Below are 13,702 nucleotides of genomic sequence, written 5' to 3'. Positions count from 1 at the left end.
GGGTTCGAATGGCAGTCCTGAGAGCCAGTAACCTGGCAAAGAGCTACAAGCAAAAAAAAGTCGTCCTTGATGTCTCCCTGGAAATCCGCAGTGGCGAGATCGTCGGCCTGCTGGGCCCTAACGGCGCGGGCAAAACCACCTGTTTCTACATGATTGTAGGGCTGGTTCCCGCAGACCATGGACGCATTACCATTGATGGCCACGACATCACCCCATTGCCGATGCATGGGCGGGCCCGCAAAGGTATCGGGTACCTGCCCCAGGAAGCCTCCGTGTTCCGGAAGCTGACCGTTCGCGACAACATCATGGCCATTCTTGAAACCCGCAAGGATCTCAAGCGAAGCGATCGGGAACAAAAGCTCGAAGAGCTGCTGGAAGAGTTCCACATCACCCATATTCGCGACAGCCTTGGGATGGCTCTGTCCGGCGGAGAGCGTCGGCGGGTTGAAATTGCCCGGGCCCTTGCCATGGAGCCTGCGTTCATTCTGCTGGACGAACCTTTTGCCGGGGTGGACCCAATCTCAGTCAGCGATATCAAACAGATCATTCGCCACCTGCGGGACAAAGGCATTGGCGTCCTGATTACCGACCACAACGTTCGGGAAACTCTGGATATCTGCGAGAATGCCTACATCGTCAGCGGCGGGCACATCATCGCATCGGGGCACTCGGAAGACATCCTTGCCAACCAGCAAGTGAAAGACGTCTACCTCGGTAACGAATTCAGACTGTAATACCGTTGATTATTTTCGGCCGTTTGCCGACTATCGTCATACGTCTGTCAGATTGTTTTGGCAGGCACAAGCAAGTACACTCGGCAGAAAACTTGCTTGTAACGACAAGTCACGAGCATAAAAGACTTTTTTCTGAACGCCGTGAGTCACATCGACGCCGTACAGGCACCGGAGAAACACGGGTGACGGAACCAAAACCATGGTCATGAAAGCCTCTTTGCAGTTAAAACTGGGTCAAAGTCTGACAATGACGCCCCAGTTACAACAGGCGATCCGGCTGTTACAGCTATCGACCCTGGATCTCCAACAGGAAATCCAGCAGGCCCTCGATTCGAACCCGATGCTGGAGACCCAGGAGGACGATGACCGACTGGAGTCTGAAGACGGCGCAAATAATGAGCCCCGGGAAGAGGCCGCCTCGGCTTCTGACGCCGACGACAACTCCTGGGATGAGGAGCCGTCCCAGGAATGGGAGGCGGACAACAACGCCAACGATAGCATTCCTGACGACCTGCCGGTGGACACCGCCTGGGATGACATCTACCAGTCCTCTCCAGCGCCTGCATCCCGCGGTGATGACGAAAACGACAACGATTTCGAAACCCGCAATTCACCGACTGAAACCCTGCAAGATCACTTGGAGTGGCAGCTCAACCTGACGCCAATGAGCGAGCGCGACCACGCCGTTGCGACGGCGCTGCTTGATGCGGTCGACGATCGCGGTTACCTGTCGTCGGATCTTGACGAAATCCTCTCGGGGCTGGTCGAAGAGGGTGACGAAGATCCGGTGGAGATGGACGAAGTAGAGGCGGTTTTACGTCGCCTCCAGCATTTCGACCCTCCCGGTGTTTTTGCCAGGAACCTGCAGGAATGCCTGTTGATCCAGCTCAACCAGCTCCCCACGGATACCCCGTGGCTGCCCCAGGCACGGCTTGTCATCACCCACTACATCAACCTGTTGGGGAATCGGGATTACGCGCAACTGCTGCGCCGGAGCCGACTGAAGGAAGATCAACTCAAAGAAGTGCTGGCGCTCATTACCCAGCTGAACCCGCGCCCTGGCGATTCTATCGACCAGGCCGAACCAGATTACGTGGTTCCAGACGTCATTGTACGCAAGCAGAATGACCGCTGGCGCGTTGAGCTGAACCCGGAAATCGCGCCTCGCATACGGGTCAATGCCAGCTATGCCTCCCTGATACGGCGAGCGGACAGCAGCGCCGACAACACCTACCTGAGGGATCAGCTGCAGGAAGCCAAGTGGTTTATCAAGAGCCTGCAGAGTCGCAACGAAACCCTGCTGAAAGTGGCGACCCGTATCGTTGAACACCAACAGGGCTTTCTGGACCACGGCGAAGAGGCCATGAAGCCCCTGATCCTGTCTGACATCGCCCAGGCGGTCGAGATGCATGAGTCAACCATATCCCGGGTCACCACCCAGAAGTACATGCATACACCACGGGGAATCTTTGAGCTTAAGTACTTTTTCTCAAGTCATGTCAGCACCGATGAAGGCGGGGAATGCTCTTCTACGGCCATCCGGGCGATGATCAAAAAGCTGATTGCAGCAGAAACCCCCAAAAAGCCATTGAGCGATAGCAAAATTGCGGCCATGCTAGGAGAACAGGGAATACAGGTTGCCCGCCGCACGGTTGCCAAGTACCGTGAGGCTATGCATATTCCTCCGTCGAATGAACGGAAACGATTAGTGTAAGCCTGAGTCGTTGGGAGGTGTGTGGGCCCCGGACTCTGGCAACAAGGGAATCACGTTGCGATGAAGTATCGCAACAGCCCCGTCAGTGAAGGATGTTCGCTGGCAAGCTAACTATAGGAGACGCCTATGCAACTCAACATTTCAGGTCATCACGTCGAATTGACTCCGCCACTCAAAGAGTATGTATCTGGCAAATTTGAAAAGCTTGAGCGCCATTTCGACCATATCAGTAACTGTCAGGTGACCCTGGGAATCGAGAAAGTACGGCAGTTGGCCGAAGCCACGCTGCATGTCATTGGTGGTGAAATTCACGCGAAAGCGGAAGACGAGGACATGTACGCCGCCATTGACGCCCTTGTGGACAAGCTGGATCGACAGATCCTCAAGCACAAGGAAAAAAATGTTGATCGTATGCATGGAAACGGCGCCCGCTAAGGGGTAGCCTTACCAGCCAAATGATAAGGTTGTGCTGCGGTGCTTAGGTACCGCAGCCTTTTTTTTAACGGAAACACTGTCTATCCATGACGGACTCATCTCTCACTATTCAAAACATCCTGGTTCCTGAGCTGGCTCTCTGCCGGGTCGCGCTATCCAGCAAGAAACGCGCCCTGGAATACATTGCCGAACAGGTTCACCAGTCCGCACCGGAACTGAACGAAACCCAGATTTTCAATAACCTGGTCGCCAGGGAGCGACTGGGCAGTACCGGCATCGGCCAGGGCATCGCCATCCCCCACTGTCGGCTTGAAGACTGCGACAAGGTGGTCGGCGTACTGGTCACCCTGGAGGAGGGCGTTGCCTTCGACGCCATTGATAACCAGCCGGTCGATCTGCTGTTCGCACTGATCGTTCCGAAGGAAGCCACCAGTGAGCACCTGGAGCTACTGAGCCAACTTGCAGAGAAGTTCAACGACCACCGGTTCTGCAACGAACTGCGGCAGTGCACAGACAACACATCGTTGTACAATCAAATGACAGAGACGTCCTAGCTCAACCTCGTTTTGGAGTTGCGGGTTATGAAACTGATCATCGTCAGTGGTCGTTCAGGCTCAGGAAAAAGTACCGCGTTGCACGTCCTGGAAGACCTTGGCTTCTATTGCATCGATAACCTGCCAATTGGCTTGCTGTCCCCTCTGACCCGGGAAGCAACCAATCAGGGCTCCGGGCGCCTGAAGCGCATTGCGGTCAGCATCGACGCCCGCAATCTGTCCGATGAAATTGCCAACTTCGAGGACATCCATCGCCAACTCCGTCAAACCGGCGCAACGATGGAAATCATATTTCTGGACGCAACGGATCAGGCGTTGCTCCAGCGCTTCCACGCCACCCGCCGCAAGCACCCACTGAGCAACGACCACACGTCGCTCAAAGAAGCCATTGATAGCGAGAAGCACCTGCTGGAGCCCATTGCCAGTCTCGCCGACCTGTTTGTCGACACCACCGAACTGTCCATTTACGAACTCCGGGATATGGTGAAGCAACGGGTTATTGGACGGCGGGAGCAGGAAATGGCCTTGCTGATCCAGTCGTTTGGCTTCAAGCATGGCGTTCCCGTGGACTCGGACTACGTGTTCGATGTGCGCTGCCTCCCCAACCCTTACTGGGATACCAGCCTGCGGAAATACACCGGAATCGATCAACCGGTCATCGAGTTCCTGGAAAACGATCCGCAAACCGAAAAAATGGTCAATGACCTCATTCAGTTCATCGAAAGCTGGCTGCCGTCATTTGGGCAGAGCAATCGCAGCTACATGACGATCTCCATCGGCTGCACCGGCGGACAGCACCGCTCGGTCTATGTCTGCGAGCGAGTCGGCGAGTACTTCTCAAAGAACTTCGCCAACGTGCAGGTACGTCATAGCGAATTACCCCACCTGAAACCAGCAGCCACCTGAGCCATCATGATCCAACGCCCCATCACCATCATCAACAAGCTCGGGCTTCATGCCCGTGCTGCCGCAAAACTGGTCGCCACTGCCTCGGAGTTCGAAAGCTCGGTGGAAATTGTGAAAGGCTCACAGAAGGTGAATGGGAAAAGCATCATGCCTGTCATGATGCTTGCCGCCAGCAAAGGTACCGAAGTCGAATTGCACATCAGCGGTCCGGATGAAGAAGCCGCTTGTGACAAGTTGGTTGCCCTGATCGACGACTACTTTGGCGAGGGAGAGTGAGCGCCATACGGCTATCACCTACATTCCCTTCTCACTACAGCAACGTAAGTCCGCTATAATACGTCAGTTTCTGCCACCTAACGCCCGCTAGCATCTCGGGCCGGACACTAGGGTGACCCATGTCGGATATTCTGGAACAAAGCCAGGCCCGCCAACGCCTCCGTTCTCTCGGGGAAGCGTTGGACAGTGGTGCCCTGAAACAGGTGGCACGTATCCTCAATGGTGGGCTCAGCCCCAGTGATATCGCCCACCTGCTGGAATCATCCCCGCCCCGTCAGCGGACCCTGCTGTGGAACCTTGTCGACAAAAGTCTGGAAGGTGAAGTTCTCCAGTACCTTGGCGATGACATCCGGGGCTACTTCCTAAGCAAGCTGAACGCACAGGAACTGGCGGAGGTTATCGAGGACTTCGAGTCGGACGACCTTGCCGACTTGCTGCAGCAGTTGCCAGACACGGTCATCCAGGAAGTTCTGGATACCATGGACGAGCAGGACCGGCAACGGGTTGAGGAAGTCCTCGCTTACCCCGAAGACACCGCCGGTGGTCTGATGAACACGGACACCATCACTGTCCGTCCAGACATCAGCATTGACGTTGTGCTGCGTTATCTGCGGCGTCACCGCACCCTGCCGCCGATGACCGACAGCCTGATTGTGGTCAGCCGCCGTGATCAGTTTGTTGGCATGCTCCCGATCACCAAAATGCTGGTCTCTAACCCCGCGACGACCGTGCGGGAGGTCATGGATACCGAAATCGAGCCCATCCCTGTGTCCTTGTCAGACACCCAGGTGGCTACCCTGTTTGAACGCTACGACCTGATTTCTGCACCGGTCGTGGACGACGAGGGCAACCTGCTCGGCCGGATTACCATCGATGACGTGGTCGACGTTATCCGTGAGGATGCCGATCACTCGTTGATGAGTATGGCGGGTCTGGACGAAGACGAAGACACCTTTGCCCCGGTACTGAAGACCTCTCGCCGGCGCGCTGTTTGGCTCGGTATCAACCTCATCACCGCCTTTATCGCCTCCGCGGTGATTGGTCTGTTTGAAGGCACCATTGAGAAAGTGGTGGCCCTGGCGGTCCTGATGCCAATCGTCGCCAGTATGGGAGGGATTGCTGGCAGCCAGACCCTGACCCTGGTCATACGCGGTATGGCCGTTGGCCAAATCAGTCAGGCCAACGTCCGATGGCTGCTTAACCGGGAATTCCTCGTCAGCGTTCTGAATGGCCTGTTATGGGCCGTCGTGGTGGCGACTGCAGCGGTTATCTGGTTCAAGGACCCACTGATTGGCGCGGTCATTGGGTCCGCACTGATCATTAATCTGTTGGCAGCAGCCCTGGTAGGGACTGTTCTGCCATTGTTTCTAAAGTCACGTGATATAGATCCCGCACTGGCCGGAGGCGTTATCCTGACCACGGTTACCGACGTGGTTGGCTTTATGTCTTTCCTTGGCCTTGCGACCATCTTTTACGCCTGACCCGTTTACCAAGGCCTAGCATATGTCCGAGCATGACCATCAAGACGACTCCGAACTGGAATGGGGAAAAAGTAAATCCCAGCTGAAACGGGAGATGCTGGAGTTACAGGAATTGGGCAAGCAAATGCTCGACCTGAGCACCGAGCAGCTCAACACCCTCCCCATTGGTGACACCCTGCGCCGGGCCATTGAGGAATCACGTCGCATTCATCAGCATGAGGCACGGCGGCGCCATTTGCAGTACATCGGCAAAGTGATTCGCCAGGAAGAAGAGATTGAGACCGTCAGACGCGCCATTGGGGCCTTCCACGCGGGCAGTGAGGAACATACCCGCCGTCTGCACCTGGCTGAGCGGTGGCGAGACAGGCTGATCAATGACGGTGACTCCGCGCTGGGCGAATTTATTGACTACTGCCCAAGTGCCGACGTTCAGCATCTGCGGAATCTGGCCCGTAACGCGCGGCGTGATGTTCAGAAGGAAAAGAACACCGGCCAAAGCAAGAAACTGTTCCGCTACCTTCGGGAATGCATCGACGAAGGGGAACAGACACCAAGCCCCGAGGACGCTGCCGAGTAACCTCGTCCTGTCGAGAGCATGTCAAGCAACTCCTACAGACGCCGGTGGTCCCACACCGGCATTCGCTGCCTGACTTCCCGCAAGCGCAACGGGTCCAGACTCGCCGAAACCCAGCCACTGCCTTCGTCCGCTCGTTCCGCAACAACAGCACCCCAGGGATCAACAATCATCGAATGACCATAGGTACGGCGTCTGGGGCTATTGTTGCCCCCCTGCCCTGCGGCAACCACCCACACCTGGTTCTCGATGGCCCTCGCCCGGATCAACGGCTCCCAGTGAGCCTCTCCCGTCATATAGGTGAAGGCGCTCGGCAGAGCAACCCATTCGGCCCCGCGATCACGTAGCCCCCGGAACAGTTCGGGGAAGCGCAGGTCATAACAGATGGCCAGCCCCAAGACCCCAGCAGGCGTCTCAACCGTGACCAACTCACTGCCCGGTTCAAACGTGTCGGATTCCCGGTATTGGCCATGAGCGTCGTTCACCTGTGCGTCGAACAGGTGCACCTTGTCATAGCGAGCGACTTCTTGTCCTCGCTCATCAACAACGAAGCAACTGGCCCTGACCCGAGGTGCAGTTTCGTTGGTTGCCACCGCGTAAGGCAAGGAGCCGCCTACAAGCCATAACCCCAGACGACGTGCCTGCTCAGCGAGATAGGCCCGGATTTCACCACCGCCGTGAGCTTCACGAAGGCCCTGCGAACGCATCTCGGACGTTTTGAGAACGGCAAAGTTTTCCGGCAAGACCGCCACCCGGACGCCAGCGTCAGCGGCTTCTTCAAGCAACCGGGTCGCATCCCGCAGGTTTCCCTCCAGAGACTCGCCACTGACCATCTGGATGGCCGCAACCTTCACTGCATTTTCAGTCTCGTTTTGCGCCATCAGACCTCTCCTGGTGACAGACCACTCACACCGATCAATTCCCGGTGTCGAACACATTCCGGAGATTGACTTCCGGTTCGCTCCAACTGCCCTGCACGCTGTAAGTTGCGCTCGTCAATCTACTGAGCGGGTCTCCCAACACCTTGTCGAGCACAAAGAGCGCGCCCCCAATCGGCGCGGAAGCACCTAATAAGAGAGCCGCCAACGGCAAGTTCTGAGTAACAGGAAGTACGACCACCAATCGCATATCCAGGGATTCTTCGATCATATCCGTGCTGCCGGACAACTTGAACGCGCCGGATGGCCCCACGATCTGCAGCTCCGGGCTCCAGGTCAGCACACCATCGCTCAACACCGCCGTTCCGGAAATCGCGTCAAACGCCACCCCCGCCTCGTACAGGTCAGAGAAGTCGAGCCGCAGCCTGCGCCACAGGGTATCCGCATTCAGCACGTTGAACAGCCGGAATAGCTGCGCGGTGTAGTTGTTCTCCAGAATCACACCGTCATCCAGGCGCAGCCCCACCTGCCCTTCCAGCCGGGTCAAGGCAAAGTCCTGTGGCTGCCCGGGCCAGGCGACATCCAGCTCGATCTGGCTGTTCTTGCTCTTCAACGCGGGCTGTTCTCCAATTAACGGGGCCAGGTCCGCAAGATCTTCCCCCGCCAAGGTTCCTACCAGCCGGGAGTCCTGCTTGCCGCCAGTGACACCCCACTCAAAGTCGCCACTAAATGTCATTGATCCAACGGTTCCCACAAGCTCCCTGACATGCAACACAGATGCACTGGGCTCTACCCTGAACGACCAGCTCCCCATCGGGCGCTCGTCAAACATCAGTTCACCCAGGGTAACCTGTATTGGTGGCCAGTCTTGCAACTGCATCGCGTTGAAGGCAGCAACCTGTTCGTCGGCCGTCAACTCGTCACCAGGAGCTTCCTCTTCCTCGCCTGCTCCGGCCAGATGAAGCCGCTCCAGATTAACAACCACCGTCTGACGGGTGTCCACAGGAACCGAGAGATCGCCAGACACCTGCTCTGACTGAGTGCTGATTCGCCATCGCCCGTCGTCGAAGCCGGCGTTCACGTTAACTTCTGAGAAGGTCTGGCCGGCCACCTCAAGCTGCCCAACCGCCAGGTTAACCCCGCTCAGCCAGCGCTCAATGAGAGCATCACTACTAACCGATCCCGCCTGACCGCCCCGAGCAGCAGGCATCGCTCGACCAACCCGCTCAGCCCACTCTTCGACATCCACTCTCGGCACCCGTCCAGTCAGGGCAACGCCAGCATTTCTGGGAAGGGAGGCCGTCGTCGCTCCTAACGCAATACCTGCACGCTCGAAGCCCTCCTGGTTCCACCGAAGGCGGAAAGCCAGCGTATCCTCCCAGCGACCGACCAGGGTCAGCACCCCCTCCGGGGTCCAGTTCAGGGTAGCATTGACCGGTTGCATCGCATCGGCCGGTTTGGCCAATGGCGCCGGCCAATCGACTTCCACCCCCCTTAAGCTGCTGTATACCGACAAGCCCGAGGTAGATTCTGACGTCACATCCAGGCGGGCGCTGTATACTAGTGTACCGTTAACACCGAGGTTGCTGTCTTCTGGAAGACCTGTAGCTGTCATCACCTCGGGAATGGACAGGCGCCCGGTTTGAGACAGGCTCAGCGCGCCTTGCTCCGGGCGGTGCTCAATCCCAAGAGTGACTGGTTTACCCATAAACTGTGCGGTAACGGCATCCCCCGCGAAACCGGTCCGGCTATTGAAATGAACATCACCAACGATATCCGTCCAGCTGAGGTCCGCTGCAGGATATCTGACCAGACCATTGCGACTGCCTACAGTGAGATCAACGACAGTCTCCCTGTCGCCGCCCAGTGGAATTTCCAACCCCAGGTCCAGTTGGTATGTGCCTTCAACCTCCACAACGCCGGTCGCCGGTCCTGCCACATCTCCCACCGGACTGTTCTCAACCCAGTATGGCAGGGCCGCTCCGGGAACCTCTGTGCTGGCATCAACCCTCAGTATCATCCCGTCATCGCCAGGCTCTGCTTTGACTTCAGCACCGGCCACGCTAAGCCCGCCGGTTTGTCCAGAGTCAAGAATCACCGACGTCCAGCCATCATGAACAGAAACTTTACCGCGGGCACCGGTGACTTCCGGCCAGGCCGGGTCATATTTAATCCGGCCGTCACTGAATCGATACCACATGGAGGAGGTGAACGAGTGTCTCGGTGCCCCGGCGTCAACCTGACCAAACCCGTAGTAGACACCTTCGTCAATACTTGCCGCGGGGATCGCTGTCGTCAGCCATTGGTATAGAGCCGGAGCCACAACTTTTTCCGGCACAAAGTCAGCCAACATTCCGGCATTGCCATTGCGCACGGCCACTTGCAGGCCAAGATTGTCTTCACCTTCCCGATCCATCCGCAGATCGAAGGCCCCGCTCAGCTCGGTGTCGTCTTGATACAGGAGGTGGATATCACTGGAATAAACCCGGGTAAGCGGTCCGTCCAACGTCCAGCCCACTTCCACATCGGCATACGACAGGCTCCAGTTCGAGCGGAACAGTTTGGGAAAACCGAGGGTAACGTTTTCCCCCAGCACCCGAACGTGCCCTTGGCGCAGCCCCATCTCCAGGGTTCCATTCGCCCCCATAAGTTCAGGGGCGCCGTGGAAAGCCGCTACGTTCAGCTGATGGAAATCAGTCGTCAGGGAAAACTCAGGCCCACGCTCGGAGTAAGGAATAACTAACTTCAGATTGTCCAGCCGCCCTTCAGGTTGGTATCCCTCGAGCTCTGAAACCGCAAGCTCTGGCAGCAGCCGTACCCCCAGGGCAAGGCGGGATAGCGGACCAACGGGAACCCCGTTGGCTTTCACATCAACGTAGCCATCCCGCTGGCGTAGATACAAAGCGAACTCCGACACAGACTCGCCAAGCCAGTGCCATTGGATGTCCTTTAAGTGCAATTCTCCAGAGAGCGGGTTGCCCCCCCCTGGCAGCACCGCTCCGCGCCAGCCGAACTTTAATGCCAGGTCTTCCATTGGCGCGAGTGACTCACCCTCAGCCCTGAGCTGCAGGTAGGGCACCACCATCTCGCCGTTAACCTGTTCCAGCACCCCACTCTCAAATGTCAGCCAGGCCTCGCCACCGACATCGAAGCCATCAACACCAAGACCCCGCCAATGATAGCTGCTGACCAAGCCATCAAACAGGCGACCGGAACTCAGGTTGAGGTAAATCTGGCCAGTAAAGTCGCCTCGAAAGAAGTGCCGTCCCAGCAGCCTGAAAGCAGCTAACTGGTTCGTCGTTCCAGCCTGCATGGCACGGCCAGACGCTGAAAACAGGCCACCGCCGTAGTCGAGGTCGAGCTGGGGGATATCAATATGACGGACTTCGTTATGCCGGGTTTGTATTTTGAGGCTGACCCGGGTCATTCTCACCGAAGGGTCTGACAGCCAGCGCCCCACTGCGCCAATCAGGTCTGTCTGCTGGGAGGATGCTGTCGTCGGCGACTGTTCGCTGGTTTCCGGCACCGAAAGACCATCCAGCCGGATATGACCATCACTGGACTGAACCAGGGTAAGCCCGAGCCCGTCAGCCTCAAAACTTTCAAACACTACCCTGAAGCGCAGTAACGACATCAGGGTATCCAGCTGAATGCGGAGTGATCCAAGGGAGCCCAGTGTGCGTGGCTGTTCGCCAGCACTCATAACGCTCACGTCGGAGGCATGCAGCACCGGGTCCAGCCAGTGCCACTGAGTATCGAGCCGGCCAATGTGAACCTGATAACCCAGGGTTTCCGTTAACAACGCCTCGAGGTCAGGACGGTAGTGGTCGACATTCTCCGACAACTGACGCCCAACCCCCACAAAAATGGCGAACAGCACCAGGACCACAGCGACCAGTGACCAAACGACGTTCGCCAAGCGGACCGCAATCTGCCCCTGCGCTGTGTCGGTCATGGTGTCGGAGTCAGGGAAGGACATTTACGTAGCTCGAACCGCCCAGGAACTGACTACAGCAGCACCACATCGTACTGTTCCTGGCTGTAGAAAGGCTCAACCTGGAAGCGGATGCTCTTGGTGATGAAGGTCTCAAGGTCTGCAACGTTGTCGGATTCCTCGTCCAGCAACCGGTCAACGACACTCTGGGCAGCCATCACCAGGTAGCTTTCTGCCTCGTAGGCGCGGTTTACCCTAAGAATTTCCCGGAAAATTTCGTAGCAAACGGTTTCACTGGTTTTCAAGAATCCCCGGCCGTCACAAACCGGGCATGGCTCACACAGCACCTGACCAAGACTTTCGGTGGTGCGCTTCCGGGTCATTTCCACTAACCCCAGTTCAGAGACACCCGTGATCTTGGTCTTGGCGTGGTCCCGTTCAAGCATCTTTTCCAGCATACGGTGAACCTGACGCTGGTGCTCAGGATCTTCCATGTCGATAAAATCGATGATGATGATCCCGCCCAGGTTTCTTAGCCGTAACTGACGGCTAATCGCCCTGGCCGCTTCGAGGTTGGTCTTGAAGATGGTCTCTTCGAGATTCCGGTGACCAACAAAGGCACCGGTGTTGATGTCAATGGTGGTCATCGCCTCGGTCTGATCAATGATCACATAGCCGCCGGATTTCAGCTGGACCTTCCGGCTCAAGGCCTTCTGGATTTCGTCTTCGACGCTGTACAGGTCAAAAATCGGGCGCTCACCGGGATAATACTCCACCTTGTTGGCGAACTCCGACACAAACTCGTCGACGAACTCGACTACTCGCTGATGGCTTTCACGGCTGTCGATCCGCACCTTTTCCGTTTGCGGGCGAATCAGGTCGCGAATGGTACGAATGAACAGCGGGAGGTCCTGATATACCACCGCCGGGGCGGCTACCCGGCTGATTCGTTCGTGAATCGACTGACTGAGACGGTGCAGGTAGGTCATGTCCGCCAGCAGGTCTTCGGCTGCCGCAGATTCCGCCGCGGTTCTGATGATGTAACCGCCGGGTAGCTCTGGCAACTCCGCCGCACCTTCCTCAACGATCGCCCTGAGCCGGGCTCGCTCGCCGTCATCCTCAATGCGTTGGGAGATGCCAATATGACTGACCCCGGGCATAAAGACCAGGTAACGGGACGGGATCGACAACTGGGTCGTGAGACGGGCACCCTTGGTGCCAATGGGGTCCTTGGTGACCTGAACCACCAGCGACTGTCCTTCCCGCAGCAGTGAACGGATATCGGGTACAGACTTCGGCGTATCTGCCGCGTCTTCGCCGTTCTGGCCACTGACCACATCGGAGGCGTGAATAAAGGCGGCTCGCTCAAGCCCGATATCAACAAATGCCGCCTCCATGCCTGGCAGCACCCGGACCACCTTGCCCCGGTAAATATTGCCAACGATCCCCTTGCGGCTGGTACGCTCAATGTAGACTTCCTGAAGCATGCCGTTTTCCACCAGTGCAACGCGCGTCTCAACCGGTGTGACGTTAATCAGGATTTCCTCACTCATTGAGCGTTCTCCGTTAGTGTTCATGTCTCGAATGCCGGTGTCGGCCAACGCCAATCACCGACTCCCCTGTCCAGCGCCCTGCCACATCTGCCACACAGGAAATCCTGCCGACTGCAGCAGCTTGGCAGTTTCAGTCAGCGGTAACCCCACCACAGCACTGTAACTGCCCTCAATCCGGTCAACAAATACCCCACCCCTACCCTGGATACCATAACTACCGGCTTTATCCAACGATTCCCCAGTCTCGACATAGGCATCGACCTCGTCAGCGGCCAAAACCCGGAAATGGACATCGGTAATAACCAACGTGGAATCGGCCCATCCATCTTTCACGACCGCAACAGCCGTCATGACCTGGTGAGAACGACCTGACAAGGCCCGCAGCATCTCCCGGGCATCGTCTGGATCCGCCGGTTTGCCCAGAATTCGGTCCCCGAGAACCACCGAGGTATCAGAGCCAATCACGGTTTTCCCACCACCAAGACGCTGGAAACAGACCCGGGCTTTCTCTTCAGCCATTCGGATCACATAATCGCGGGGCGATTCCCCGTTGAGGGGAGTCTCATCAATATCCGCTGGGGCAACAGAGAAAGTGACCCCTAACTGGCCCAGAAGTTCTGCCCGTCGGGGCGAGGCTGACGCAAGTACAATGGCAGGCACGGG

At 57.2% G+C, this 13,702-nt stretch carries 12 protein-coding genes; 8 read left to right on the top strand and 4 right to left on the bottom strand.

Going from position 1 to position 13,702, the window contains the following annotated elements:
• Nucleotides 1-8 precede the first annotated feature (8 nt).
• From lptB to yjgA, 8 genes are all read left to right on the top strand, one after another.
• Nucleotides 9-734, top strand: a complete 726-nt coding sequence (gene lptB / locus BMZ67_RS12060; protein WP_092022934.1) for an LPS export ABC transporter ATP-binding protein — start codon at nucleotides 9-11, stop codon at nucleotides 732-734.
• A gap of 205 nt (nucleotides 735-939) precedes the next feature.
• The gene (locus BMZ67_RS12055; RefSeq protein WP_092023276.1) at nucleotides 940-2,448 is read left to right on the top strand and encodes an RNA polymerase factor sigma-54; all 1,509 of its coding nucleotides are present in this window, start codon (nucleotides 940-942) and stop codon (nucleotides 2,446-2,448) included.
• A 126-nt stretch (nucleotides 2,449-2,574) separates the two neighbouring features.
• Entirely contained in the window at nucleotides 2,575-2,883 is a 309-nt protein-coding gene (gene hpf / locus BMZ67_RS12050) for a ribosome hibernation promoting factor (RefSeq protein ID WP_092022932.1), read from the top strand.
• 86 nt (nucleotides 2,884-2,969) lie between these two features.
• Nucleotides 2,970-3,437, top strand: a complete 468-nt coding sequence (ptsN, locus tag BMZ67_RS12045; RefSeq protein WP_092022930.1) for a PTS IIA-like nitrogen regulatory protein PtsN — start codon at nucleotides 2,970-2,972, stop codon at nucleotides 3,435-3,437.
• A gap of 27 nt (nucleotides 3,438-3,464) precedes the next feature.
• On the top strand, nucleotides 3,465-4,343 hold the full coding sequence (gene rapZ / locus BMZ67_RS12040) for an RNase adapter RapZ (RefSeq protein ID WP_092022928.1): 879 nt from the start codon (nucleotides 3,465-3,467) through the stop codon (nucleotides 4,341-4,343).
• Nucleotides 4,344-4,349: 6 nt separating this feature from the next.
• Nucleotides 4,350-4,619: an HPr family phosphocarrier protein gene (locus tag BMZ67_RS12035; RefSeq protein WP_092022926.1), complete on the top strand. Its 270-nt coding sequence runs from the start codon at nucleotides 4,350-4,352 to the stop codon at nucleotides 4,617-4,619.
• 119 nt (nucleotides 4,620-4,738) lie between these two features.
• Entirely contained in the window at nucleotides 4,739-6,100 is a 1,362-nt protein-coding gene (gene mgtE / locus BMZ67_RS12030; protein ID WP_092022924.1) for a magnesium transporter, read from the top strand.
• 22 nt (nucleotides 6,101-6,122) lie between these two features.
• Nucleotides 6,123-6,677 carry a ribosome biogenesis factor YjgA gene (gene yjgA, locus BMZ67_RS12025; RefSeq protein WP_092022921.1) on the top strand — a complete coding sequence of 185 codons (555 nt, stop codon included), beginning with the start codon at nucleotides 6,123-6,125 and terminating at the stop codon, nucleotides 6,675-6,677.
• Nucleotides 6,678-6,709: 32 nt separating this feature from the next.
• Here the strand turns inward: yjgA and BMZ67_RS12020 are convergent, their stop codons facing one another.
• Genes BMZ67_RS12020 through BMZ67_RS12005 form a run of 4 tightly spaced genes read right to left on the bottom strand, consistent with a single transcriptional unit; the run spans nucleotide 6,710 to nucleotide 13,699 of the window.
• Nucleotides 6,710-7,555: a carbon-nitrogen hydrolase family protein gene (locus BMZ67_RS12020; protein ID WP_092022919.1), complete on the bottom strand. Its 846-nt coding sequence runs from the start codon at nucleotides 7,553-7,555 to the stop codon at nucleotides 6,710-6,712.
• A 34-nt stretch (nucleotides 7,556-7,589) separates the two neighbouring features.
• Nucleotides 7,590-11,531 carry a YhdP family protein gene (locus BMZ67_RS12015; protein ID WP_092022917.1) on the bottom strand — a complete coding sequence of 1,314 codons (3,942 nt, stop codon included), beginning with the start codon at nucleotides 11,529-11,531 and terminating at the stop codon, nucleotides 7,590-7,592.
• Nucleotides 11,532-11,560: 29 nt separating this feature from the next.
• Nucleotides 11,561-13,039, bottom strand: coding sequence for a ribonuclease G (gene rng / locus BMZ67_RS12010; RefSeq protein WP_092022915.1), 1,479 nt, complete (start codon nucleotides 13,037-13,039; stop codon nucleotides 11,561-11,563).
• 54 nt (nucleotides 13,040-13,093) lie between these two features.
• On the bottom strand, nucleotides 13,094-13,699 hold the full coding sequence (locus tag BMZ67_RS12005) for a Maf family protein (RefSeq protein WP_092022913.1): 606 nt from the start codon (nucleotides 13,697-13,699) through the stop codon (nucleotides 13,094-13,096).
• Nucleotides 13,700-13,702 lie beyond the last annotated feature (3 nt).

It is taken from the genome of Marinobacter zhejiangensis (genome assembly GCF_900114775.1).
Classification (GTDB): domain Bacteria; phylum Pseudomonadota; class Gammaproteobacteria; order Pseudomonadales; family Oleiphilaceae; genus Marinobacter; species Marinobacter zhejiangensis.
This window is presented reverse-complemented; position numbering and strand designations above follow the sequence as displayed.

What these genes read in the sequence shown, in the direction of transcription:
- lptB (WP_092022934.1), top strand. Translation starts at nt 9, where the DNA reads ATGGCAGTCCTGAGAGCCAGTAACCTGGCAAAGAGCTACAAGCAAAAA.
- BMZ67_RS12055 (WP_092023276.1), top strand. Translation starts at nt 940, where the DNA reads ATGAAAGCCTCTTTGCAGTTAAAACTGGGTCAAAGTCTGACAATGACG.
- hpf (WP_092022932.1), top strand. Translation starts at nt 2,575, where the DNA reads ATGCAACTCAACATTTCAGGTCATCACGTCGAATTGACTCCGCCACTC.
- ptsN (WP_092022930.1), top strand. Translation starts at nt 2,970, where the DNA reads ATGACGGACTCATCTCTCACTATTCAAAACATCCTGGTTCCTGAGCTG.
- rapZ (WP_092022928.1), top strand. Translation starts at nt 3,465, where the DNA reads ATGAAACTGATCATCGTCAGTGGTCGTTCAGGCTCAGGAAAAAGTACC.
- BMZ67_RS12035 (WP_092022926.1), top strand. Translation starts at nt 4,350, where the DNA reads ATGATCCAACGCCCCATCACCATCATCAACAAGCTCGGGCTTCATGCC.
- mgtE (WP_092022924.1), top strand. Translation starts at nt 4,739, where the DNA reads ATGTCGGATATTCTGGAACAAAGCCAGGCCCGCCAACGCCTCCGTTCT.
- yjgA (WP_092022921.1), top strand. Translation starts at nt 6,123, where the DNA reads ATGTCCGAGCATGACCATCAAGACGACTCCGAACTGGAATGGGGAAAA.
- BMZ67_RS12020 (WP_092022919.1), bottom strand. Translation starts at nt 7,555, where the DNA reads ATGGCGCAAAACGAGACTGAAAATGCAGTGAAGGTTGCGGCCATCCAG.
- BMZ67_RS12015 (WP_092022917.1), bottom strand. Translation starts at nt 11,531, where the DNA reads ATGTCCTTCCCTGACTCCGACACCATGACCGACACAGCGCAGGGGCAG.
- rng (WP_092022915.1), bottom strand. Translation starts at nt 13,039, where the DNA reads ATGAGTGAGGAAATCCTGATTAACGTCACACCGGTTGAGACGCGCGTT.